At 34.0% G+C, this 22,877-nt stretch carries 18 protein-coding genes; 9 read left to right on the forward strand and 9 right to left on the reverse strand.

Annotated elements, in window-relative coordinates; all coding sequences use genetic code 11:
* Nucleotides 1-38: 38 nt before the first annotated feature.
* Nucleotides 39-986 (reverse strand): FecR family protein, encoded by a 948-nt coding sequence (locus B5X64_RS18030; RefSeq protein WP_079466567.1) that lies wholly within the window; start codon nucleotides 984-986, stop codon nucleotides 39-41.
* 239 nt (nucleotides 987-1,225) lie between these two features.
* Here B5X64_RS18030 and B5X64_RS18035 point away from each other — a divergent pair, with 239 nt between their 5' ends.
* The 5 genes from B5X64_RS18035 to B5X64_RS18055 all read left to right on the forward strand — a co-directional run bounded on the left by B5X64_RS18035 (nucleotide 1,226) and on the right by B5X64_RS18055 (nucleotide 6,936).
* Nucleotides 1,226-1,843: an RNA polymerase sigma factor gene (locus tag B5X64_RS18035; protein ID WP_079466568.1), complete on the forward strand. Its 618-nt coding sequence runs from the start codon at nucleotides 1,226-1,228 to the stop codon at nucleotides 1,841-1,843.
* 321 nt (nucleotides 1,844-2,164) lie between these two features.
* Nucleotides 2,165-4,159 (forward strand): PAS domain-containing sensor histidine kinase, encoded by a 1,995-nt coding sequence (locus tag B5X64_RS18040; protein ID WP_079466569.1) that lies wholly within the window; start codon nucleotides 2,165-2,167, stop codon nucleotides 4,157-4,159.
* A 443-nt stretch (nucleotides 4,160-4,602) separates the two neighbouring features.
* On the forward strand, nucleotides 4,603-6,141 hold the full coding sequence (locus tag B5X64_RS18045; protein WP_228418985.1) for a PAS domain-containing sensor histidine kinase: 1,539 nt from the start codon (nucleotides 4,603-4,605) through the stop codon (nucleotides 6,139-6,141).
* A 20-nt stretch (nucleotides 6,142-6,161) separates the two neighbouring features.
* The gene (locus B5X64_RS18050) at nucleotides 6,162-6,509 is read left to right on the forward strand and encodes a response regulator (protein ID WP_164463415.1); all 348 of its coding nucleotides are present in this window, start codon (nucleotides 6,162-6,164) and stop codon (nucleotides 6,507-6,509) included.
* A gap of 124 nt (nucleotides 6,510-6,633) precedes the next feature.
* On the forward strand, nucleotides 6,634-6,936 hold the full coding sequence (locus tag B5X64_RS18055) for a hypothetical protein (protein ID WP_079466571.1): 303 nt from the start codon (nucleotides 6,634-6,636) through the stop codon (nucleotides 6,934-6,936).
* 191 nt (nucleotides 6,937-7,127) lie between these two features.
* Here the strand turns inward: B5X64_RS18055 and B5X64_RS22870 are convergent, their stop codons facing one another.
* The 3 genes from B5X64_RS22870 to B5X64_RS18070 form a co-directional block, all read right to left on the reverse strand.
* On the reverse strand, nucleotides 7,128-7,289 hold the full coding sequence (locus B5X64_RS22870) for a hypothetical protein (RefSeq protein ID WP_164463416.1): 162 nt from the start codon (nucleotides 7,287-7,289) through the stop codon (nucleotides 7,128-7,130).
* A 350-nt stretch (nucleotides 7,290-7,639) separates the two neighbouring features.
* Nucleotides 7,640-9,421, reverse strand: a complete 1,782-nt coding sequence (locus B5X64_RS18065; RefSeq protein WP_079466573.1) for an alkaline phosphatase — start codon at nucleotides 9,419-9,421, stop codon at nucleotides 7,640-7,642.
* Between the two features lie 75 nt (nucleotides 9,422-9,496).
* On the reverse strand, nucleotides 9,497-10,624 hold the full coding sequence (locus B5X64_RS18070; protein ID WP_079466574.1) for an alkaline phosphatase: 1,128 nt from the start codon (nucleotides 10,622-10,624) through the stop codon (nucleotides 9,497-9,499).
* Nucleotides 10,625-10,904: 280 nt separating this feature from the next.
* Between B5X64_RS18070 and B5X64_RS18075 the strand changes: the two genes are divergently transcribed.
* Nucleotides 10,905-13,679, forward strand: a complete 2,775-nt coding sequence (locus B5X64_RS18075; protein ID WP_079466575.1) for a SusC/RagA family TonB-linked outer membrane protein — start codon at nucleotides 10,905-10,907, stop codon at nucleotides 13,677-13,679.
* A gap of 22 nt (nucleotides 13,680-13,701) precedes the next feature.
* The gene (locus tag B5X64_RS18080; protein WP_079466576.1) at nucleotides 13,702-15,438 is read left to right on the forward strand and encodes a RagB/SusD family nutrient uptake outer membrane protein; all 1,737 of its coding nucleotides are present in this window, start codon (nucleotides 13,702-13,704) and stop codon (nucleotides 15,436-15,438) included.
* A gap of 295 nt (nucleotides 15,439-15,733) precedes the next feature.
* Here B5X64_RS18080 and B5X64_RS18085 read toward each other — a convergent pair whose 3' ends face one another.
* Nucleotides 15,734-16,972 carry a PQQ-dependent sugar dehydrogenase gene (locus B5X64_RS18085; RefSeq protein WP_079466602.1) on the reverse strand — a complete coding sequence of 413 codons (1,239 nt, stop codon included), beginning with the start codon at nucleotides 16,970-16,972 and terminating at the stop codon, nucleotides 15,734-15,736.
* A gap of 208 nt (nucleotides 16,973-17,180) precedes the next feature.
* Nucleotides 17,181-17,945 (reverse strand): type I methionyl aminopeptidase, encoded by a 765-nt coding sequence (gene map, locus B5X64_RS18090; protein WP_079466577.1) that lies wholly within the window; start codon nucleotides 17,943-17,945, stop codon nucleotides 17,181-17,183.
* 563 nt (nucleotides 17,946-18,508) lie between these two features.
* Here map and B5X64_RS18095 point away from each other — a divergent pair.
* Nucleotides 18,509-18,808: a hypothetical protein gene (locus tag B5X64_RS18095; protein WP_079466578.1), complete on the forward strand. Its 300-nt coding sequence runs from the start codon at nucleotides 18,509-18,511 to the stop codon at nucleotides 18,806-18,808.
* Between the two features lie 82 nt (nucleotides 18,809-18,890).
* Here B5X64_RS18095 and B5X64_RS18100 read toward each other — a convergent pair whose 3' ends face one another.
* The 3 genes from B5X64_RS18100 to B5X64_RS18110 form a co-directional block, all read right to left on the reverse strand.
* Complete coding sequence (locus B5X64_RS18100) at nucleotides 18,891-19,109, reverse strand: hypothetical protein (RefSeq protein WP_079466579.1); 219 nt, start codon at nucleotides 19,107-19,109, stop codon at nucleotides 18,891-18,893.
* A gap of 129 nt (nucleotides 19,110-19,238) precedes the next feature.
* A complete protein-coding gene (locus tag B5X64_RS18105; RefSeq protein WP_079466580.1) occupies nucleotides 19,239-20,615 on the reverse strand; it encodes a HAMP domain-containing sensor histidine kinase in 1,377 nt (458 codons plus the stop codon).
* Complete coding sequence (locus tag B5X64_RS18110; protein WP_079466581.1) at nucleotides 20,612-21,301, reverse strand: response regulator transcription factor; 690 nt, start codon at nucleotides 21,299-21,301, stop codon at nucleotides 20,612-20,614. Before B5X64_RS18110 ends, B5X64_RS18105 begins: the two co-directional genes overlap by 4 nt.
* A 244-nt stretch (nucleotides 21,302-21,545) precedes the next feature.
* On the opposite strand from B5X64_RS18110, the gene B5X64_RS18115 reads away from it, so the two are divergent.
* On the forward strand, nucleotides 21,546-22,874 hold the full coding sequence (locus tag B5X64_RS18115; RefSeq protein ID WP_079466582.1) for a hypothetical protein: 1,329 nt from the start codon (nucleotides 21,546-21,548) through the stop codon (nucleotides 22,872-22,874).
* The last annotated feature ends 3 nt before the right edge of the window (nucleotides 22,875-22,877 follow it).

Raw genomic sequence — 22,877 nt, forward strand, 5'->3', positions numbered from 1 at the left:
ATTTTATCTGATTATTAGTTTTCAATGCTTACAAAAGGCTATTTTTTGAAAATATAGGTTTGCTTTTCTTTCTGAACCTCTAAGTCTAGGATAAATGCCAATGCCTCAATATTCTCATCGGTATTTCCGCCAGTGAAATCTGCCGTTATTTTCTTCTCTGCCAATTCTTTAGGGTAAATAATGCTGATGCTGTAGTTTTTCTGAAGAACTTCCGCCACATCCTTCAGCATCACATCATTAAAACTTAAGGATAATAATGAAGGTAATTTTTGGGTGGAAGTATTAGCTTTTGTAAAAGAAATGACTGCTGCTGTACGAGATACTCCAAAATTTGTCCATTTCTGATTAGGTTTCAGGAAAGTAACAGGCGCTCCTACATACGAAACGGCAACTTTTCCTTCATAAAGATCTACCGCTTTATCATTCCCCGACTGTGTAATTTTAAACACCGTTCCTAAAACTTTGGTACTAAAACCGTCTGCACGAACAATGAAAGGATGTTTTTTAGATTTTGCAACCGAAAAAATAGCGTCCCCTTTTAAAGCAACTACTCTGGTAACTGCCGGAAATGATTTTTCAACACTAAGTTCTGCACCCGGAAACAATGTAACCACCGAACCGTCTTTCAGATATACTTTTTGATTTCCTTTTTCTGCGACATAGACATCCGGCTTAAAGAAAGTATTATAAGAGAAAATGCCTCCTACTGAAAACAGAAGTATAATGACAGCTGCAATTTGGTAAAAATACTTTCTAAAGCTATTCGGATGATTTATATAGGTTGTTTGTGTTAAATAAGATTCCAAAGCTAAAAGTACTCTTGCTTTAGACTCCAGAATATGATTCGTATTCAGATCTTTCTCTACATTAATCTTCCACTGATTTAAAAGTTCTTTTTCTTTCTCCGAAATTCCTTCTTCTGAAACTTCTCTTTGCCAAAGCCTGAAAACAAATGCCTGAATATCTTTATAATTTAAATTTCTCATATAGATTTTACTATCAATTCGTAGTTACATCTATAAAACAGCAGAATTTTAAAACTTCCCCAAGACGGTTTTAACATTGAATTCACATTACACTCAATGAGTTAATCATTTTCCTATTATTTCAGTATTTATAATATTTAGTTCATATTATGAACACTATTTCTTGGAAATAATTAACATGAGATTCCTTAATGTTCACAAAAAGTTAATTTTCCTTTAGGTAATTTTGCAGCATCATTATGAACCCAACAGACAAAATATTATTACATAAAATAAAAACAGGTGACCGACCTGCTTTTATGATGCTCTATGAACGCTATTGGGACAGCTTGTACCGTTTTGTTTTTGCCCGTACAAAAGATAAAGAGGTTACCGAAGAGCTGTTGCAAAACCTTTGGATAAAAATTCTTGAAAACACAGAAAGCATCCAGACCAATCATGAGGAAAGTGCAAAAGGGTATCTTTTAAAATATCTTCACTATAGAATTCTCGATTATTTTAACAGTCATAAAAATTCCTTCTCAACATTATCTATTGATGACGCTGAAAACTCTATTGATCTTACAGATACAGACTACTTCGAAATTCTTGAAGAGCATGATATTTCAGTTCTCTTCAATATGATTGATGAGGTCGTTTCGCAACTTCCGGTCACCGAACAAAAGATTTATGACCTGAGAATCCGTAAAAATTTGTCGGTTGATGAGACCGCAGAGATTTTAGGTTTGAGCAGTAAAACAGTGAGTAACAAACTAAGCAAGGCTATTGGTAAAATTAGGGAAGAGTTAACTCCAGAATATAAATCATCTAAAAAACTTATTTCTTTGCTGGTACTTATGGAAATTTTGGTGAAGTAATTCAGTAGACTTTTTTTAATAGTGAGCATCTTGAAAATTTTAGGTGTTAATATTACTTAGTACTTTGTAAATTCCGTTAAAAGCTCTTTTTGTTACAACTTGTACACTCAAGTATATAGTTATCTAAAAAATCCAGTATTGATTTCGTTATTATTTTTTTAAATATATCCTTCCTAGTGATAATTAATTGTTAAAACATTAAATACCTTAACTACGAAATGTTATACCCACAAAAAACACTTCTCATCATTAACTTTTCCGGCATTTTGTGTACCATAATTTGATTACAATAAATGGACTTTCCATATCTTTGCCATATTTATGATAACTCAGGAAAATTTACCCGATAACAGTTTCAATCTTGATCTAATCCTTCAGGCATTGGCTTCTTCTCCGGCACCGACCTCCATCTACTCAGGGGAAAATATGGTCATTCGTTTTGCCAATGCGGGCATGCTACAGCTGTGGGGTAAAGATTCATCTGTAATAGGTAAACCCTTAATGGAAGCACTTCCGGAACTAGAAGGTCAACCTTTTTTAGAACTGTTGCAGGAGGTTTGGCGTTCAGGTAAAACTTATTCAGTATCTGAAGCTCCTGCTAAACTTATTATAGATGGAGAAGAAGTGCTCGACTATTTTGATTATGAATATAAAGCACTTACCGATCAATATCATAAAACATGGTGCATACTCAATACGGCTCTGAATGTAACATCACGCCGTGAATTTTTACAGCAAATAAGACAGAAAGAAGAAAGGGAACATGCGCTCAATGAGGAAATGGCTGCGACATTGGAAGAATTGACCTCCACCAACGAAGAGCTCAGTAATTCTATAAAGCAGCTCGCTCATAGCAGGGAGTATATCCGAACTATTATTGAGCAGGCTCCGGTTGGAATTGCTATGTTGAAAGGTCATGAGCATATTATTGAAATCGCTAATCCAGCCATTCTCAATATTTGGGGTCGCAAAGAATCTGAAGTCATTGGTTTTCCGCATGAAAAAGCCCGTCCTGAGTTACAGGGACAACCCGTAAACATCTGGCTGAAAGAAGTTTACAATAGTGGAAAGCCCAAGATCAATACTGAATTTACGGTTAAGTTGCTCGATGGTAATGGGCTAAGAGAGGCTATCGTCAATTCTATATACCAGCCTATACTTTCTGAAGATCGAACTGTTTCTGGAGTTCTTGTTATTCTTGAGGAAATCACTCAGCAGGTTTTAGAACGCCGGAAGAATGAAAATGATCAACAAATGCTCGCATTGGCCATCGATGCAGGAGAACTTGCTACTTTTTATTACCAGCCTGCAACCAACCTTTTTTCAGGAAATACCCTTCTTAAAAATTGGTTTGGACTGTCTTCTGAAGAAAATTTAGATCTGTCTCTTGCATTGGCAATCATCCTTCCAGAGGATCGAGATCGGGTAATTGATGCTATTACACATTCTTTAAGCAAAAACTCTGATGGTTATTATTTTATAGAGTATAGGATTCAAAACAATACCGATAAAAAGGTAAGACTGCTGCAAGCGAACGGACGCGTTTTTTATGATAAACAAGGCAATGCATTAAGTCTTAACGGTACTCTTAGGGATATCACTGAACAAAAAAAAGAGGAACAGCGAAAAGATGATTTTATGGGAATGGTCAGCCATGAACTTAAGACACCACTCACTTCACTAAAGGCATATCTTCAACTGTTACAACGAATGGAGGTAAATATAGAGAATTCTAAACAAAAGAATATGTTAGATAGATCTGTAAAGCAGGTGGATTATATGAATAGTCTGATTAATGGTTTTCTAAATGTTTCAAGACTTGATTCCGGGCAGATGCATATAGAAAAAGCAGAATTTGATTTCCAAATATTATTCGCTGAAATTGAACATGAGGTTCTTTCAACCAATCACACCCGTAATTTTATTTTTAAATCATCTGGCTCCCTGTCAATATTTGCAGACCGCGACAAAATATCTCAGGTACTCCATAACCTTATTGGAAATGCAATTAAGTACTCTCCTATTAATACCTCAATTATCGTAGAATATCTTACAACAGGTGACAACAGTTTAAAAATTAATGTTCACGATCAGGGAATCGGAATATCCACAGAAGATCAGCAGCGGATATTCGAACGCTATTACCGGGTGAAGGATATTAACAGCAGAAGTACATCGGGATTTGGTATCGGACTTTATCTTTGCAAAGAAATTATCGAACTTCATAACGGTACAATAAGCGTTCAGAGTTCTAAAAGCGAAAGTACCGTATTCTCATTTGTACTGCCTATCAATGGCGAAAAGCTTAACCATTAACAAGCAAAAGTCATAACACAGGTTTGTCAGAACACGTAAGTAATTGATACTATTATTTTTACTCAATATTTCAATCTTCAATTAGTTGTTTCAAATCCCTTATTCAAAATGACTTTCAGAAAATGTATTCAACTAGTATGGAGAAAAGAATTGTTGAAGGGTTAAATCGCTTCAAGCAATCCGAGAAATTTCTTGACAAAGAAACTTCGTTAGAGACTCTTTTAAATGACCCGGATGTTGAATTCAAATATCTACAGGAAGTGATTCTGAAACATGAATCAGTCAGCACCGATTAAGAATTGATTTTATCCTAAAAAATTATTTGACCACTCGAAATTTTTACATCTGGCTCAAATTTTGGTTAAGTTTAGAATCAACTTTAAATAAAATGAAATCAGACATGCAGCTCTGCTTTTCAAATTATTTAATTAAAATAGGAAGATTTGGAAACAATATACGACCACCTACACGCTATCAATGACAATCTCGACAATAACATTTATCTTCAGGCATTAAATTCTGCAAAATCAGGAATTATAATTACAGACAACAGACAACCTGATAACCCTATTATTTATTGCAATAAGGCTTTTGAGGACATTACAGGATATGCGCATAACGAAATTATCGGACACAATTGTCGCTTTCTTCAGGCAAAGGATCGCACACAGCCTGAAAGGGAACAAATAAAAGACGCTGTAAAAAATGGTAAAGAATGTTATTTGGAAATCAGGAATTACAGAAAAGATGGCAAATTATTTTGGAATGAGCTTATCATATCTCCCGTAAAGAATAATAAAGGGGATGTTACCCATTTCATCGGGGTTCAAAATGATATCAGTGACCGGAAAAAAGCAGAAAATGAATTAAGGGAAGAGAAGGCATCTGCTGAAAAAAAAATCCTAGAACGAACCAAGGAGCTTCACGATAATGAAGCATTTCTTTCAAGCATTATTCAAACCGTGAGAGAATCTCTTTTAGTGCTGAATTCCGATTACCGGGTTTTAAGTGCCAATACTCACTTTCTAAATTCATTTAAAGTAACACATGAAGATACGGTTGGGAAAATATTGTTCGAATTGGGAAATCATCAATGGGATATTGCAGCTTTAAAAGAATTGCTAATGAAAATTCTTCCTACCAATAATCCCGTTATCGATTTTGAAGTAGAACACGATTTCCCATATATCGGAAGAAAAATTATGCTTGTTAATGCATACCGAATAGAGTTTGAAGGGCAATATAAAGACAGAATATTGATCGCTATTGAAGATATTACAGAAAAAAAGGAAATTGATCGTAGAAAGGATGATTTTCTCTCTATTGCAAGTCATGAATTAAAAACACCTTTAACTACAATTAAGGGATTTGTACAGCTTCTTACTCGAATGGCTCCCGAAGAAGCCTCGGAAAAATTCTTGACAACTCTGGAAAAAGTCTCCCTTAATGTTAACAGACTTAACAACCTGATTTCTGAACTGCTGGATACTTCCAAAATACAGTCCGGAAATATAGAAATCCATAATGAAGCGTTTCAGATTGATACACTTATCCATGATACGGTAGAGAATCTTTCTCTTGCTACAGACTACACGATCAATATCACCAGCAATACGAAGGCTACCATTTTTGGTGACGAACTACAGATTTCCCAAGTAATCAATAATTTGATTTCGAATGCTATCAAATATTCGCCTGGTTCCGATAAAATTGATATCTACTGTAATAGGGTCGGAAATTTTGTAAAAGTTTCAGTAACAGATTATGGAATGGGCATCAGTCAACAGGATCATTCTAAGATATTTGAAAGATTTTTCAGGGCAAGAGATATTCAGAAAAAATTCCCCGGAATGGGAATAGGTCTTTACATATGTCGTGAGATCGTCGCCAAACACGATGGGACACTGTGGGTAGAAAGTGAAATTGGTGCAGGATCAACTTTTAACTTTACGTTACCAATTATTAAGAAGAAAAAAGAATAGAAATGCAAGGTAAAAAAATAATGATCTGTGATGATGACGACAGCATTCTGGAGGTTCTTCAAATGATGCTTGAGATTGACGGCCATACTGTTTTTTTAGAAAACAACAGTACCAATCTTATTAAACAAATAAGTAACATTAACCCTGATATTTTACTCATGGATCTGTGGATGCCGGTTCTTTCAGGAGATCAATTGCTTAAAACGATAAGAACAACTGATGAATTAAAAAACCTACCTGTTATTATTCTTTCTGCAAGCGTAGATGGTAAGGAAATAGCAAATAGTGCTGGTGCAGATATGTTCATCGCGAAGCCTTTTGATATGGACGATGTTTCCTCAGGAGTAGAAAAATTACTTTTAATTTAATGTTGAGACAATATTAATATATTCTCTTTTATTTATATGTAAGTTATTCATTAGTGTTCAATTCTAAGTTTCAGTCTAAAGTTTTTCTCAGTCGTTTTTTCTACTTTTGCTTGATCTAATTATTATGAAAAAGATTGTACATTTTACCGCATTGATTAACTATTATACAACAGAAAAAGGAGGATTGGTTACTCCTGTGTCGTCGGGTTTCCGTGCCTCTTTCAATTTTCCTTTTGAATTGAAAGTATATACGGGAGTTCAAGAATTTACCCATACAGAACTAATTTTTCCGGGCGATTCTGAAAAGGTTGATGTTACATTGATTAACGCAGATTCATTCTTGGAAAAATTATATACAGGAATGGATTTTTCAATTTTAGATAATTCCGGGATTATAGGTAACGGAATCATTACTATCCTTTTCTAAAAAGATGAATTCCAATCGGATACATACTGAATAGTGATGTTGGAACATATATTTAGAAATCAGTTCTTGTTAAAATAACTTCTAATCAAATTAAAACCCCGTAGTAAATACAGGGTTTTTAATTTATATTAAGACAAAAAATCTTGCTTCATAAATAATTATTATCTTTAAAAAAGATTAATTAAAATATCTTAAAAGAGACTATTAGGGTTCAAATTACCTGACGCTCCTTTGGCAAGAAACACTACCTTCCTATTTAAAGACTTGGCTTTTTCTAATGCCTTAAGAGCTTTCTGACGCTCTATTTCTTTATTAATACCTGGAGTACTTTCTGGGTTATTAGAATTTTTCATGATAAATAATTTTAGTGTATTTGTTCTATTAGTTCCTTGATAGAAATACAGTAGCACAAAACAGACCATTTGATAAAATTTGATTATTAATTCTACGGTTTAGGGATAATACTTCAATAATTAATCAAATTGATAATCTTGTTCAAGCTCTATTAAGCTTTACTTAAAGATGTTGAAATCAAAATAAAAATTCGGCCTAGATATCACTGATATTGCAATAAGCTTCCAGATTATGCCAATGTATTAACAATTCTATGCTTCTCAATTAATTTTAAGAATCGATTGCTTGCTACTTAGTATAATGAATATGAAAGAATTTTTATTAAAGGAGTTTATTGCCAATAAAAATACTAATTCAACTTTAGAGCTTTTAAAATTTTATGGAAAATCTCATTATTTTCATAGACTCCGGCAAAGTTTTCTGAACCAGAACCGTAAGAAAATACAGGAATCAGAGTGGCTGAATGATCATCTGTTGTAAAATCTCCCTCAATTGTATTGGTTTTCATATCTCCATGAGGAATGCTGAAACCACCCGTTTCGTGATCTGCAGTAATGACCACTAAAGTTCCGGGGTTTCGATCGGCAAACTGAATTGCTTTAGTAATCGCTCTATCGAAATCGATTCCTTCAGTAACAATCGTTCCAACATTATTACTATGACCTCCGCTGTCTATTTGAGCTCCTTCTACCATCATAAAGAATGGCTTTTTCTTGCTTTTTAAAAATTTTAAACTGTTGTCCACAGTTTCTGCCAGAAGATTTCCACGACCTTTTAAAACATGAGGAACCCCGTTTTCAGAAAGATAAAAGGCTAGATTATCAGCATTGCTCTTCCCTACTTCTTCGGCGTTATTTGCAATTTCAAAATTACTCAGACCTGAAACTTTAGATTTACCTCCGGCTGCAAAGAATGTAAGTTTCGATTGGGTTAAATCTTGTGCAATTTCTGTTTCCATGCCACGGTCTTTTTGATGAGCGTAAAATGCAGAAGGTGTTGCGCCAACAATTTCATCGGTGGTAATAATCCCTGTACTGAAGCCTTTTTTAGAAAGAATTTCTGTTATATTTGGAATTAATTTTCCGCCTGAATCTACTCCGATAAATCTGTTTTTTGTTTTTTTTCCTGTAGCAAAAGCAGTTGCTCCCGCTGCGGAATCGGTAGTGAAATTATCTGTTGCAGTAGTTTTTATTAAACCAATAGTTTTCAGCTGCGTTAAAGTTAATTGGCCTTTATTAGCTAAAACAGATGATGAAATTTGTGACAAACCGTTTCCATCACCGATTAATAAAATTACGTTTTTAACAGGAACATTTTTCTTCAAATATGAAAATTTAGGCTGATAAACTTCAGAGAAAACGGTATTTGTAAACGTTCTGGATTTTAAATTATTGATATATTCCACACATTCTTTAGGATGATCTGTGTTGATAAAGTCAACTCCGTTGTGTGCGAAAAATTCCCAAGAAGTCTTTCCATCAGGAATTGCCCAAAATCTGAAAGGTTTCCCAAACGATTTGGCTTTTTTGATAACTTCGATAACTTTCGGCAAATCATCTTCCATTAAACCACCCTTTCCGTTCCAGACAGAATATTGCTTGAAATTTAAGCTTAATAAAGCTACTTTTTTCCATTGCCCAGGCGTTAAATTATCTAACTTTTGATAATCAAACATTATAAATTCAGGATAGGAGCTGTATTCTTCAGGCTTGGGCTGATTTCCCGAAATCACAAATACCACTTTATTCTGGGTTACAATTTTTGGATATTTTTGAATAGATTTTACAATTACCGCTAAAGTAGTTTTTGCATCAGTTTTAATGTCTATTAAAATATGAAGAGATTCCTGATGAATCATATTCAACTCTAAAGCTTTGTTTAAAGGCTCTAAATAAAGACTTTCAAATGTTTTTCCTTTCTGAATATCTTTATCTTCATGAGAAACGTACAATTGATTATTAACTAAAAAAACATCAGCTTCGATAGAATTTGCACCAGAACCTAAAGCATACCAAAACGGAGCTTTTTGTTCGTAATCGTTATGAGAATGTACTTTCACAGTTTGTGCAAAAAATAGAGTAGAAATTCCCAATGTGCCTATGAAAATACCTTTTTTTATTATTGAAAACATTTTTTTAATTTAAAGTTGAATAAGTTTAAGCCACTTTAAGGTTTAAAACCTTGAAATGGTTCTGCGAGTATCATATTAATTAACTTTGATTCCACTTTTTTTCAAAGCTTCGACCAATTTGTGATAGATTGTATTGTTACGATAAACACCAGAAAAAAGCTCCTGACCTTTTCCCATTGCAAAAACAGGAACTAATGCAGCAGTATGTTGATTATCAATAAAGTTTATCTGAACTTTATTTCCTACTTCTTTTTCTTTTCCGGTTACAGCATCTTTTTCAGAAAATTTTCCGATACTCGCGCCCCCCGTTTCATGATCTGCAGTTACAACCAATAAGGTGTTTGGGTTTTTCTTAATATAATCGATGACAACACCAATTGTTTTATCAAAATCAAGAACTTCTTTGGTCATCATTTCGGCATCTTTTGCATGACCTCCCCAATCTATGAACGAACCTTCAATCATCAGGAAAAAAGGTTTATTTTCTTTAGAAAAATAATCTAAAGCAGTTTGAGTAGCTTCAGGTAAAAAATCTCCTCTTCCCTGAACTTTATTAGGTAATTCATCCTGAGCCAATAAGTATAAATTTTTCTTTCCTAAAACTGGTTTTGATAATGAAACCGTATCTATTCTATAATTTTTGTTTAATTCTGATAAAAGATTTTTTCCGTCTTTTCTTTTATTGAAAAACTTTAAACCTCCTCCTGCAGCAAAATCTACATTAGATTTTAAAAACTCTAAAGCAATATCTTCATGCAAATCTCGGTCTTTTACATGAGCATAATAAGAAGCTGGCGTTGCGTGAGTAATAGAAGTAAGGCTTACCAAACCCGTTTGATAATCGTTTTTCTGAAGTTGCTCAAAAATTGTAGGAATCGCAATAGAATCTTTATCTACGCCAATTGCTCTTTTATAGGTTTTTTTTCCGGTTGACAGAGCAGTTGCTCCAGCTGCAGAATCAGTAATTAAATCACTTGTTGACGACGTTTCTGAAAGCCCAACAACCTTAAATTTGGTAAAATTCGGTTCTGAATTTCCAAAATAAAAAGCCGAAGTCACCTGAGAAACTCCCATCCCATCTCCTATCATAAAAATGACATTAAGTGGTTTTTGTTTTTTTTGAGCAGACAACAATGCTGTAAAAAGAAGCACAAACAAAACTGTAAATCTCTTAAAATTAACGACTTTACAATAATAATTCATAATAGTTATATTTTTAATAAAATTCAAGAACACGAAATAAGGGCACAAAATTAGACATAATTTGATTTAAAAATCATAAATACAAAATCATAAACACAATGTTAACAAGGAAATAACTGGATTTAAGCTATTTAAAAAAGTTTGTTTACATAAAGTTTTTACAAATTTAATTTTCAGCAAAAATATTTACATTTTATTAATTTTAAAAAGTTATTACTTAATGTTAAATTAACAGATTTCAACGTTTCATCACCCTAATTTTGCACCAAAATAAAAAGGAATGAAACGTATTTATATGATGCCAACTGTTTTGATGAGTTGTGTCAGCTTAACATTTGCGCAAAAAAAAGAATCTGATACGCTCCAGGATGACAACAGATTGAAAGATATTGAAGAAGTCGTGATGATTGGTTACGGTTCTCAGAAAAAATCTGACGTAACCGGAGCGGTAGGATCTGTAAAAAGTGAAGATTTCAATAAAGGTTTAGTTGCAAACGTTGGTCAATTACTTCAGGGAAAAGTTGCCGGAGTAAATGTTTCTAATGTAAGTGGAGAACCGGGAGCCAATCAAAACATTATTATCAGAGGAGTTGGAAGTTTACGTTCAGGAACTACTCCATTATACGTTGTAGATGGTTTTGTAATCGATAACAGCAACACCGGAACTGCAAATAATCCAATGAATTTCATCAATCCACAAGATATTGAATCATTAGATATTTTGAAAGATGCATCAGCTGCCGCAATCTACGGTGCAAGAGGAGCTAATGGTGTTATCGTAATTACAACTAAAAAAGGGAAGAAAGGAAGAACACAGATGAATCTTTCTTCAAATCTTACGATTTCAAACCTTGCCAACAAAATGAATGTCTTCAGTGCAGACGAATTTAGGAGACAGGTAACTGCAGCCGGTGGAAAGCTTGACGACATGGGTGGAAATACCGATTGGCAAGACGAATTAACTAGAACAGGGATTTCTGAAAACGTAAATTTCTCAGCGTCTGGAGCAACAGAAAATTCTAATTACTATGCAGCTTTAGGATACGAAGATCAGGAAGGTATTCTTTACAACAGTAACCTAAAAAGATATTCGGGGCGTGTGAATGTTTCTCAGAAAGCTTTTGATGGAAGAGTAAATATTGACTTCAATTTAAACGGAATAAGAACCGAAAACAATAGACCCAACGCAACCAGTGTAGTGTCTGAAATGTTAACATGGAATCCTACATTCCCTGCATACACAAATGGTGCACCAACTACAGTATTTAACAATGGTGCTTTCAATCCTCTAATCCGTCGCGAGATTTATAAAGATTTCACAACGAACAACAGAATTTTAGCAAATGTTTCTCCCTCTGTAGAAATTATTAAAGGATTGACTTACAAATTAAATCTAGGGGTTGATTATTCTACAGCAGAAAGGATTATTCAAAATATTCCACATGCTGTACCTTTAGAAAACGGTAGTTTAAATCTTAGCAATTATTCAAATAACAATACTCTTGTAGAGAATACATTAACCTATAAATTTAAAATCAACAGTCATGATTTTAATGTTATGGCAGGACATTCGTATCAGAAATTACTGCTCACTTCAAGAGGGTCGTATTATCAGAATTTCCCAAATAACGGAATTGAGCCACAATATCAAATCCCTGCATTATTACCTGCCGATTTGCAGAAGGTAACATCCACAGTTGTTGCTAATAAAAATGAGTTACAATCTTGGTTTGGTAGAGTAAACTATGGTTATCAAGATAAATATCTTTTAACAGCAACTTTAAGAGCAGACGGATCTTCAAAATTTGGTTCGAATAACCGTTACGGAATTTTTCCTTCACTTGCTGCAGGATGGAATATCAGTAAAGAGAGTTTTCTTGAGAATGTAACCGCAATCAGCAACTTGAAACTAAGAGCCAGTTGGGGTAAAACCGGAAATCAGGAAATACCGAGTAAAATTACAAAGAGAAGCTATCAGGCAGATTCCAATGGAAGTGCACAGGCAACGTACCCATTAAATGACAGTGGAAATTATCCTGTCGGAATATATTTAGTAAGAGCCAACAACCCAGACCTTCAGTGGGAAGTTACTACACAAACCAATATTGGTTTAGATTTCGGAATTCTAAATAACAGATTAACGGGTACTATAGATTTTTTTAATAAAGTTTCTGATAATATTCTTTTAGAAATAAACCCTGTAGATCCTATTGAACCCGCTCCAAAAGTTTGGAAGAATATTCCAAATATGAAGATCAATAATACTGGTTTAGAATTGTCACTAAATTATAATAGTAATCCAAACAAAGCATTTACTTACAGCATTGGAGGAAATACTTCATTCATTAAAAATAAGGTGAAAGACTCTCCATATAAAGTAATTACTACAGGAGAAGCGCAAGGTCCTGGAACAACGAACGCTGTAATAAATGGTTACGTTAACGGAGAACCAATCGGAACGTTCTACGTAAGAGAATTTTTAGGTTTAAGTGAAAACGGTACTAATATTTTCAGAGATGTAAACGGAGACGGAATTATTACAGACAACGACAGAGTAGCATCTGGGAGTGCATTACCAGATTTCACTTACAATATTTCCCTGAAAGCTGCTTACAAAAATTTCGACTTAGGATTAAATTTCAACGGAGTTGTAGGAAATATGATCTATAATAATACTGCTTCTACATTATTTTCAAGAGGTAGATTAGGAATATCGCAAAATACAACAGATGCGGCAACACAATTCCCTAACGAAAGTTTAAACAATACCAATGTAATTTCTACAAGATACCTTGAAAAAGGTGATTTCTTTAGATTGAACAATGCTACTTTAGGATATAGTTTAGATCCTAAAATCTTAGGAATTGGCGAACACATCAGAAATATCAGATTCTCGGTAACAGCTCAAAACTTATTTGTCATCACAAAATATTCAGGTTTTGATCCTGAAATCAATACAGGCTTGTCTCAGGGTGGAATTCAGTCTTTCGGGATCGATTACGCTACTTATCCTAAAGCAAGAAGCTTTGTATTTGGTGTAAACGTAGCATTTTAATTAATTATTTAAAAAGAGAACAATGAAAAATAAATTTCTAATTTCTATTCTTAGTGTAAGCGCTTTAGCATTGGTAGGATGTACAGATCTTGAAGAATTGGTTATTGATGAATCACTTGAAGCACAAACCATAACTCCTATTGAGTCTTTTGTTGCTCCTGCTTATGGGCCACTTCCGGATGCATTTACCCATGTAAAAAACTATGGTCTTCAGCTCATCAGTTCAGATCAGGCTATTCTTCCTCCAAGAGGAAGTGGAAACGACTGGTATGATGGCGGAAAGTATATTGAGCTCCACCAACACACTACAACAACTACGAATGTTGTCGTACAACAGACTTGGGATGCCATGAGATTAATGCTTTCAAGAACGGTAACAGCATTAGAAAAACTTAGACCTCTTGCTGCAACAGATCCAAATGCAGCTAAAGCTGTTGCCGAAATGCGTGCTTTGAGAGCTTATTACAATATGTTGATGCTTGATTATTGGGGAATTGCATTCAAAAAAGACAACACAGGTGTAAATTCTGAAATCCTAAGAAGGCAGGAAGCTATTTCTTATATAGAAAGTGAATTTCTTGCTGTAGTAAATGATCTTGACAATACAAAAGGCCCGGGAAGAATGTCTCAGGCGGCAGTAAACGGATTTTTAGCACAACTTTATCTCAACGCTGCAGTTTACAGAAATCCTTACGGAGCACCCAATTTTGCAATTGGAGATATGGATAAGGTCATTCAATATACTGATAAAGTAATCAACAGCGGATTATTTAATTTATCTTCTGAATATTTTGCCATATTTGATGATAATAATCACTCAAACAAAGAATTGATTTTTGCGATTGATCAACGTCAGGATCTTGCAACCTCACACAACAGATTGGGCTATTGGTCGCTTTCAGGGAGTCAGTATCCTTTAGCAGCTTTCCCAAAAGCAAACGGAACAGACGGCCCTGCAATTACACCAGATTTTTATCAAACTTGGGTACAAGCTTACGGAAGTACAGATCCAGCACAAGCTGATGCGAGATTTTATAAAGAAAACTTTACTGTTCCTGCAGATAAACAGAATTTAACTGGAGTTACTCCAGCAAATGATGCTGATCATTATTTCCTCGTAAATGGTGCAACTTATGAGATCAACAGAGGAATTCAGAGAGGAATCCAGTGGGGATTGAGAAATGCGTCAAACGGACAGCCTTTCAAGATGGAAAACGGACAGTATAAAATCTACCCGATTATCGAACAGAGAAATGGTTTTGTAAACTATGTAAATCACACCTTAGAGATCGATCTTGAAAATCCAAACAACAAAGATTACACAGACGGATACAGAGTTTCAAAATACCAATTCAGCAGAACTTCAGATTCCGGAAGAAACAGAGGGAATGCAGATATTGTACTTTTACGTTTAGCAGATATTTATCTGATGAGAGCTGAAGCTCAATTGAGAAAAGGAAATGCCGGAGCAGCTTTACTTGACGTAAACTTAGTAAGAGCTTCAAGAACAGCAAGACCTTCTGTAACTCCACCAGCTTTAGCATCAATCAATTTAGATACATTGTACAGAGAAAGAGGTTTTGAGTTTTACTGGGAATATTCCAGAAGAACAGATATGATCAGGTTTGGTCATTATGAAGATCCATATACCTCAAAAACAAATGCTGATGTAAGAAAAAGATTGTTCCCGATACCACAATCGGCAATCGACGGAGCATCTGCAGAGCCTGGATATTTGGTTCAGAACGAAGGTTACTAATTTTTTATTCTATATACTTTCAAGAAAACTGCCGGCAAATTTTGTCGGCAGTTTTTGATTTTAGAAGTTTTATTTTCTAATTTTTCATCAAGCTAAATTATTTCGATGTGTAAGGCAATAAAATAACATGTCTTATTTTTTTTAAGCTAGACGCCTAAGATTTTAATTAAGACCTCTTATCTTTTAAACTTAAATTAACTATCTCTAAAACTTTTTAAGTTCAATCAAATTATTTCAAAAAAAACACCAACATTTCTGTAGGTGTTTTAAGAGTACGAAAAAAAATTAATTTATTTTATTGTTTTTGAATTTTATATAATCTTCCGCCATCGGTAACTGCGTAAAGCGCAGCATCAGTTCCCTGCGTAATATCTCTGAAACGCTGTGATAACCCTGTAAGTAAACGCTCTTCACCCACTACTTTGTTGTCTTTAATAACGAGTCTTACAATATGTTCGCCACTTAAAGCACCAATAAACAAACAGTTTTGCCATTCCGGAATACTATTCCCTCTATAGAATGTCATTCCGCTTGGCGAAATTACAGGATCCCAATAATAAATAGGTTGTTCCATACCACTTTGCTGCTGAATTCCGCCGCCGATTGGTGCACCGCCATATTCAATTCCGTAAGTAATTGTCGGCCAACCGTAATTTTTTGCGGGTTGAACTCTATTGATTTCATCTCCGCCACGAGGTCCGTGTTCACTCTGCCACAATTCGCCTGTTGTAGGATGTATTGCAATTCCTTGTGGATTTCTGTGACCGATACTGTATAATTCAGGTAGAGCCCCCGCTTGGCTGAAAGTAGGATTTCCGGGAGCTGGAGCTCCATCTTTTGTAATTCTCAAAATTTTCCCAATCGCTGCAGTAACAGATTGCGCCAAAGGTCTTGTGGATAAATCTGAACGCTCTCCTACACTTACCATTAAATTTCCTGTAGAATCAAATAAAATTCTTCCTCCATAATGTAGATTTCCGGCAGATGCAGAAGGGTTTGCTCTGTAAATAACCGTTGCGTTTTCAATTGTAGTTTCTGACGTTGAAAGTTTTCCTTTTGCCACAGAAGTTTGAGTTCCACCTGCAACATTTTCAGAAAAAACCCAATAAATCATCCTGTTTGTGGAAAACTGAGGATCAACACAAATACCTAGTAAACCACCTTGTCCGTTTGAATTTACAGCAGGAATTCCGGTAATAGGATTTCCAACTGATCCTGTATTCGTCACAATTCTCATCGTTCCGCCTTTTTGAGTGATTAATAATCTTCCATCGGGTAAACTTGTAATTCCCCAAGGTGCGCTCAATGCAGATGTTAAAACAGCACTTGTAAAAGGAGTTTGTGTTTTTACGCCATTTACTCGGGTTTGTCCGGCAAAAGCGGGTGGATAATTGGTATTGGCTTGTCCGGTTTCAACAGGTGGATAAATGGCTTCATTTCCAGGCTCTTCAGTAATTGTTTCATCGATATTGTCTGAGCAATTGGTTAAAAACATAGCAGAAGCCATCAAAAGGTAATGTGCTTTAAATTTCATATTGTTAAGATTTGGTGTTTGAATTTTGAAAATAACAATTTTCAATTTGCAAAACATCAAAGCTTACGCCAATAATCGATTATTTTTTTAATAATTCACTTTTAGCATCATTAATTAGAAGTAAAATCAGAAAATATTCAATGTGAAATAAAGAAAACCTTCCAGCAATCTGAAAGGTTTAATAATTTATGTAGAAACAAAATTTTATTTAATTTAAAATCTCATTCATCTGCGTTAAAATAATCGGTTTTCCGTCGGTAATTAAAATGGTATGTTCATGTTGAGCCATATAACCGCCTTTATTTCCCACCATTGTCCAACCGTCTTTCAATTCAACAGCCATCGTAGAATCTGTAGAAATAAATGTTTCAATCGCTACAACAGAATTCTTCTTAAATCTTCTCGTGTCAAAGCGGTTTCTATAATTCATCAATTCATCCGGTTCTTCGTGAAGACTCCTTCCAACACCGTGACCGCCTAAGTTTTTGATGACTTTAAAGCCTTTTTTCTTTGCTTCAGTTTCCATTAAAAAGCCTATGTCTGCGATTCTTACTCCACCTTTTATATTGTTGATTGCTTTTTCTAAAATTGCTTTGGAAGCATCAACCAATTTCTGATGTTGATTGATATCTTTTCCAATAACAAATGAACCTCCGTTATCTGCCCAATAACCATTTAGCTCGGCCGAAACATCAATATTAATTAGGTCGCCCTCTTTCAAAACTCTTTCCGAAGTAGGAATTCCATGACAAAATTCGTTGTCAACGCTAATGCACGTGCAACCCGGAAATCCGTAGGTAAGATAAGGTGCCGATTTGGCTCCAAAATCTGAAAGAATTTTGGCTCCATACTCATCAAGATCTTTCGTTGTCATTCCTGCTTCAGCATAATTCATCATTTCTTTCAAAGTATAAGCAACGGCTTTGCTTATTTTTTGCATCCCGATTAATTCTACTTCGTTTGTTATTGACATATGTAAATTTTAATACAAAATTAAATATAAATATTGACTAACGAAAAAAGCATTCCGAGATTGAATAAATCGCATTCACTAAAATGAAAAATATTCAATAACAAAAAAACAATTTGGTAGCAAGTAACGTTTATCGCTTTCAAAAACTTCTAAAACTAAAAAAAATATTCACAGAAAGTTTATGAAAAGCTCCTCGTCACTTCATCCATCTATCAAAAAATTAATGGTAACAAAGAGACTATTTTTCTTAATAAATTTTTGTCATAAATATTAGGCTAAAAGTGGTATTACGACTCCCGAAAGTACGAATGAGGTAATGCTCATTTATACTTTAAATCTGAATTTCATTTTTTTAACGTTTTTTTGTAAATTAGAATTGTCATAATAACGATTCTAAAGATTTTAACAATGAAGGTGAGTTTATAATTTTTTAAATTATCCAAAATTTCATTTTTAGGATACCTTATAATTCAGAACTTAAAACAGACTTTATATCACAATTTAATTTTAAAGACCTTCTGGATGAGGTGGAATTTGATTTGCGTATCAAAGAATTTGTCGTAATGAATATTGATAAGACAAACTACAACATCAAGTTGAACATTCTTTATCGCTCAGATTATTTTACATTTTTTTTAATTGAGAAAGGCACTATTCGTTTCAGGTTAGATAATGCAAGTTATCAGGTTTATGAAGGCGATGTGTTTTTTTGTCCGATGGCTGAAACGTTTTGGGTAGAGGAAATTTCGGGTGATTACAACACCAAATACATTTTTTTCTCGCTAAAATATATTTCAGAAGCAGGTTTCAATTACAAATCAGCTTACGATTTGATCAGAGAACCTTTTAACGTGAAAAATTAATGAATCCTTTAATATAAACACTGCAAAAAATAGAACCTTAAAGCTCTTCTTTTATCTATAATTTATAAACAGTAATTTTACTTCAGTTGATATATGCTGCTCTGTTTTGATAAATATTTAAACCCTCTACTTTGTTTCTGGCAATATGATAAATCAGTTCCACAGAAAAAGATGATATTTCATAAAGAGCATATCTGAATGTGTTCATAACATGCTCATTCATTAACTTTCCTTCTGATAAAACAATTTCGGATTGGTTTTGTAAGGGTAAATTTTTAAAATCGTAAAGTGAAATATTCATAGCTGTTAATTTTATTAGTATCTGAACTGTTTATACAATTTCTTTACCAATAATTAAATAAAAACAGTAAAATTTAAAAAATATACAACCATATAAAAGCCTTACTATCTGAAATTACATTTTCGGTCACTAATATGTAACTGTAGGCAATTTCACTTTAAAAACGCTTCCTTGTAAAAGTTTAGATTCAACTTCCAAAACACCTTGATGAATTTCAATGATTCTCGTGACGATAGATAAACCAATACCATTTCCTGAGTTATAACTCTTATTATTTCCGCGGTAAAAGAGATCGAAAATTTTCACTTGATCTGCCTCTGAAATTCCTATGCCGTTATCGATAAATCTAATTTCAATATTTTCATTCTGAATTTCAATTTCCACACGACACTGCTGATCTTCTGAATATTTACAGGCATTTTCCATCAGATTGAGAAAAGCAATCTGTAAAAGATATGGGTTTCCGTGAAAATCATAGTTGCTTTCATCCTGATCTGCCATGTTATCCATGTAATGAATTCCTACTCTATACTTAGAATTTTTTTGCAGTAAAGCCACTTTCGCATCCGCTAAAACCTCATCTAAACGAAGATCACTAAAGCTAATTTGTGAAATATCATAACTTGCCCGTGCAAAATCTAAAAGTGCCGATGAAAGCTGAGAAGCGTGATTAGCATCCTGCAAAGCATTATCAACAGAAATTTTGAAATCATCCAAAGTTGTATTTAATTCTTTCGCCAGTTCAAGCTCTGCAATCAAAGTTGAAAGAGGTGTTCTGAATTCATGGGAAATTGTGGTTACAAACTGTTTATGATTGTTAAATGATTTTTCTAATCGGTTGAAAGTTGAATTAAAAGTTTCTGTCAGCTCATAAATTTCATCTTTCGCTTTAGGAATAACGAGTCTTTTATGAAGATTATGTTCCGAAATATCCCGGATTTGAATGATAATATCTTTCAAAGGTTTTAAAGTATAGTATGAAAACATAAAACCGATAATAAAGATAATAATAATCGAAATAAAATAAATAATGATAATATCTTTTTTAAATTCGGCCACATGAGCTCTACCAGTAACATCAACCGCACTTCCGATGATATAATAATTGATGCCATCAAACTCATATTTTATCGCCATATATTGGCGGTCTCTTCTTAACCAGGTAATTCTGTTTTTCTTACTCTTAATTAATTGATCTAAATACTTTTGATTCTTTGATGACGGCAGAATGTCTGTAAAAAGCAGTTCTTTTTTATCGTTATAAACACTTATATCCGCTTCGTTTAGGATTTTTTTATTTCTTAAATGAAGTTCTTTTATTTTTGTATTGTCAATTTTTGCATCAAAAATAAATTCAGATCTCCAGATAATTTTATAGCCTAAACGGTCATTAAACTCATCCTCTCTGTTTTTCTCAGAAACATAGTATAACACATACGCAAAAACAAATAGAATCCCTGCAGTTAGGATGGCGTAGCTGAGCGCAGTTCTGGTTACTATTTTCATGAGAGTCTTGTAAAGATAAATCCTACTCCGGGTTTGGTGTGAATCAGCTTTTCATCAAAATTTTTATCTATTTTCTTTCTGAGATAAGCAATATAAACGTCAATATAATTGGTTCCGGTATCAAAGTGGTTACCCCAGACATTTTCTGCAATTTCTTCACGGGTTAAAATCCGTTCTGTATTGCTCATCAGGAAAGAAAGCAATTTAAATTCTTTCGGGGTAAGATCAATTTCCTGACCATTTCTGAAGACACGATTTGTATTTTTATTAATCGTGAGATTCTGATATTCCAAAATATTTGATTCTTCTTTTTTTGAATTTGGTTTAGGCTTTCTCAGCAAAATAGCTTTTATTCTTGCATATAATTCTCTAATTTCAAAAGGTTTTACCATGTAATCATCGGCTCCGGCGTCAAAACCTTCAATTTTTTCATCGATGGTTCCTAATGCTGTCAGCATAATAATCGGAAGATCAGGATGTTTTTGCTTAATCAGTTTGCTCAGTTCAATACCATTCATCTGCGGCAACATAATATCTGTGATAATCAGATCAAAATCGATTCTTTCTACAATTACTAAGGCATCTTCTGCATCTTCAGAGATATAAATTTCATAACCCTGACTTTCCAAACCTCTTTTCATAAGGCTCGAAACACGTAGATTATCTTCTATAATTAAAATTTTCATGCAAAGAATTATTTAGAATAAAAAGCAAAATATAATGTTAAAAAGACAAGCAAATAAATTGACTATCAACTCTTCTTTTAAACCTATACAAAGGTATTGTATATTTTTATTTTAAGGTAAATGATTCATTTTTTTAATGAATTTCTAAAGATTTTCTAATAGTTTTCTAACGATGTTCCTTGATTTTCGATCCTAATTTTGTCCCGTTGAAATCAACAAACAGAATAGGAAAAGAATCAATATTATGAACAAAAAATATTTGAAAGTCGCAGTCATTTTAGTTTCAGTAGTGAATGTGTTCTCAAAAGTAGAAGCGCAGAAAAAAAATGATTTTAATAACCCAGTACTTACACATTACCTTAATGACGATCATTCGCGATACATTTCTTTCAGCGGATACGCAGAATTATGGGCAAGATATGCACAGCTGAATCCGGGAAGTTTAATCAATAATGAAGCGAAATCAGAAGTTTCAGATTTATCATTACGAAGAGTGCGTGTAAAAATGACCTATAAACCAACAGAAAAACTGATGTTTGTTTTGCAGGGTGGGACAACCAATGTCAATATGAATGCCAAAGCCAGTAACTATTTTGATCTTTTGGATGCTTATGCAGAATACTCTTTTAATGATAAAATAGCTTTTGGTGCAGGACGTTCTACATGGAGAGGTTTGTCAAGATTTTCAACTGGTCCTTTGAATACTTTATTGTATGATTTACCAGCGTATGCTACATCTAATGCGGGTGCTACAGATTATACAGTAAGAGAATTGGGAGCGTACATCAAAGGTCAGTTAGGGAAATTTGATTACCGTTTGGTTGTTGCAGATCCTTACACAATGTCGACTTCTGATCCGAAAGTAAATGTAGCTTCTTTCAGTAAAAATTCTCCGAATAAAGACTTCTCAGGATATTTCAGATATGCATTTTTAGATAAAGAAAATATTTCTACGCCCTTTAATTCGGGAACATATGTTGGGAAGAAAAATGTACTGAGTCTGGGAGCAGGTTTCGATTATATTCATGATGCAATGTGGCATCAGGATATTAATAAAAATACGATCAATGATGATATGAAAAGCTTTGCGGTAGATTTATTTTACGATGCACCTTTAAACAAGGAAAAAGGAACTTCGATAAGTGCATACGGAATGGCAATGCACAATGATTACGGACCCAATTATGTTCGTTATGTCGGAACAAATAATCCGGCAACTTCAGTCGATATCACTCAGGCAAGCTTAAATGGTGCAGGAAATGCAATGCCCGTGATCGGAACCGGAAACACATACTATGTTCAGTTCGGAGGAACACTACCCTATCTTAATAAAGAAAAGAAAAACCTACAGCTTCAGCCAGCAGTCGGAATGCAGTTATCAGATTTGAAAGGGCTTCACGATAACGCAGTGATTTATGATGCCGGAATTTCTCTGCTGATGAACGGAATGTCTTCCCGATTGACCTTTGATGCTCAAAACAGACCTGTCTTCACAGGAGATCCAAGTAATAATGCAGTAGTTTCTGATCGACAATGGCAGTTTGTTTTAAAATACAGAATTGATTTTAATTAAATA

The organism is Chryseobacterium balustinum (assembly GCF_900168205.1).
GTDB lineage: Bacteria > Bacteroidota > Bacteroidia > Flavobacteriales > Weeksellaceae > Chryseobacterium > Chryseobacterium balustinum.

What these genes read in the sequence shown, in the direction of transcription:
- B5X64_RS18030 (WP_079466567.1), bottom strand. Translation starts at nt 986, where the DNA reads ATGAGAAATTTAAATTATAAAGATATTCAGGCATTTGTTTTCAGGCTT.
- B5X64_RS18035 (WP_079466568.1), top strand. Translation starts at nt 1,226, where the DNA reads ATGAACCCAACAGACAAAATATTATTACATAAAATAAAAACAGGTGAC.
- B5X64_RS18040 (WP_079466569.1), top strand. Translation starts at nt 2,165, where the DNA reads ATGATAACTCAGGAAAATTTACCCGATAACAGTTTCAATCTTGATCTA.
- B5X64_RS18050 (WP_164463415.1), top strand. Translation starts at nt 6,162, where the DNA reads ATGATCTGTGATGATGACGACAGCATTCTGGAGGTTCTTCAAATGATG.
- B5X64_RS18055 (WP_079466571.1), top strand. Translation starts at nt 6,634, where the DNA reads ATGAAAAAGATTGTACATTTTACCGCATTGATTAACTATTATACAACA.
- B5X64_RS22870 (WP_164463416.1), bottom strand. Translation starts at nt 7,289, where the DNA reads ATGAAAAATTCTAATAACCCAGAAAGTACTCCAGGTATTAATAAAGAA.
- B5X64_RS18065 (WP_079466573.1), bottom strand. Translation starts at nt 9,421, where the DNA reads ATGTTTTCAATAATAAAAAAAGGTATTTTCATAGGCACATTGGGAATT.
- B5X64_RS18070 (WP_079466574.1), bottom strand. Translation starts at nt 10,624, where the DNA reads ATGAATTATTATTGTAAAGTCGTTAATTTTAAGAGATTTACAGTTTTG.
- B5X64_RS18075 (WP_079466575.1), top strand. Translation starts at nt 10,905, where the DNA reads ATGAAACGTATTTATATGATGCCAACTGTTTTGATGAGTTGTGTCAGC.
- B5X64_RS18080 (WP_079466576.1), top strand. Translation starts at nt 13,702, where the DNA reads ATGAAAAATAAATTTCTAATTTCTATTCTTAGTGTAAGCGCTTTAGCA.
- B5X64_RS18085 (WP_079466602.1), bottom strand. Translation starts at nt 16,972, where the DNA reads ATGAAATTTAAAGCACATTACCTTTTGATGGCTTCTGCTATGTTTTTA.
- map (WP_079466577.1), bottom strand. Translation starts at nt 17,945, where the DNA reads ATGTCAATAACAAACGAAGTAGAATTAATCGGGATGCAAAAAATAAGC.
- B5X64_RS18095 (WP_079466578.1), top strand. Translation starts at nt 18,509, where the DNA reads ATGAATATTGATAAGACAAACTACAACATCAAGTTGAACATTCTTTAT.
- B5X64_RS18100 (WP_079466579.1), bottom strand. Translation starts at nt 19,109, where the DNA reads ATGAATATTTCACTTTACGATTTTAAAAATTTACCCTTACAAAACCAA.
- B5X64_RS18105 (WP_079466580.1), bottom strand. Translation starts at nt 20,615, where the DNA reads ATGAAAATAGTAACCAGAACTGCGCTCAGCTACGCCATCCTAACTGCA.
- B5X64_RS18110 (WP_079466581.1), bottom strand. Translation starts at nt 21,301, where the DNA reads ATGAAAATTTTAATTATAGAAGATAATCTACGTGTTTCGAGCCTTATG.
- B5X64_RS18115 (WP_079466582.1), top strand. Translation starts at nt 21,546, where the DNA reads ATGAACAAAAAATATTTGAAAGTCGCAGTCATTTTAGTTTCAGTAGTG.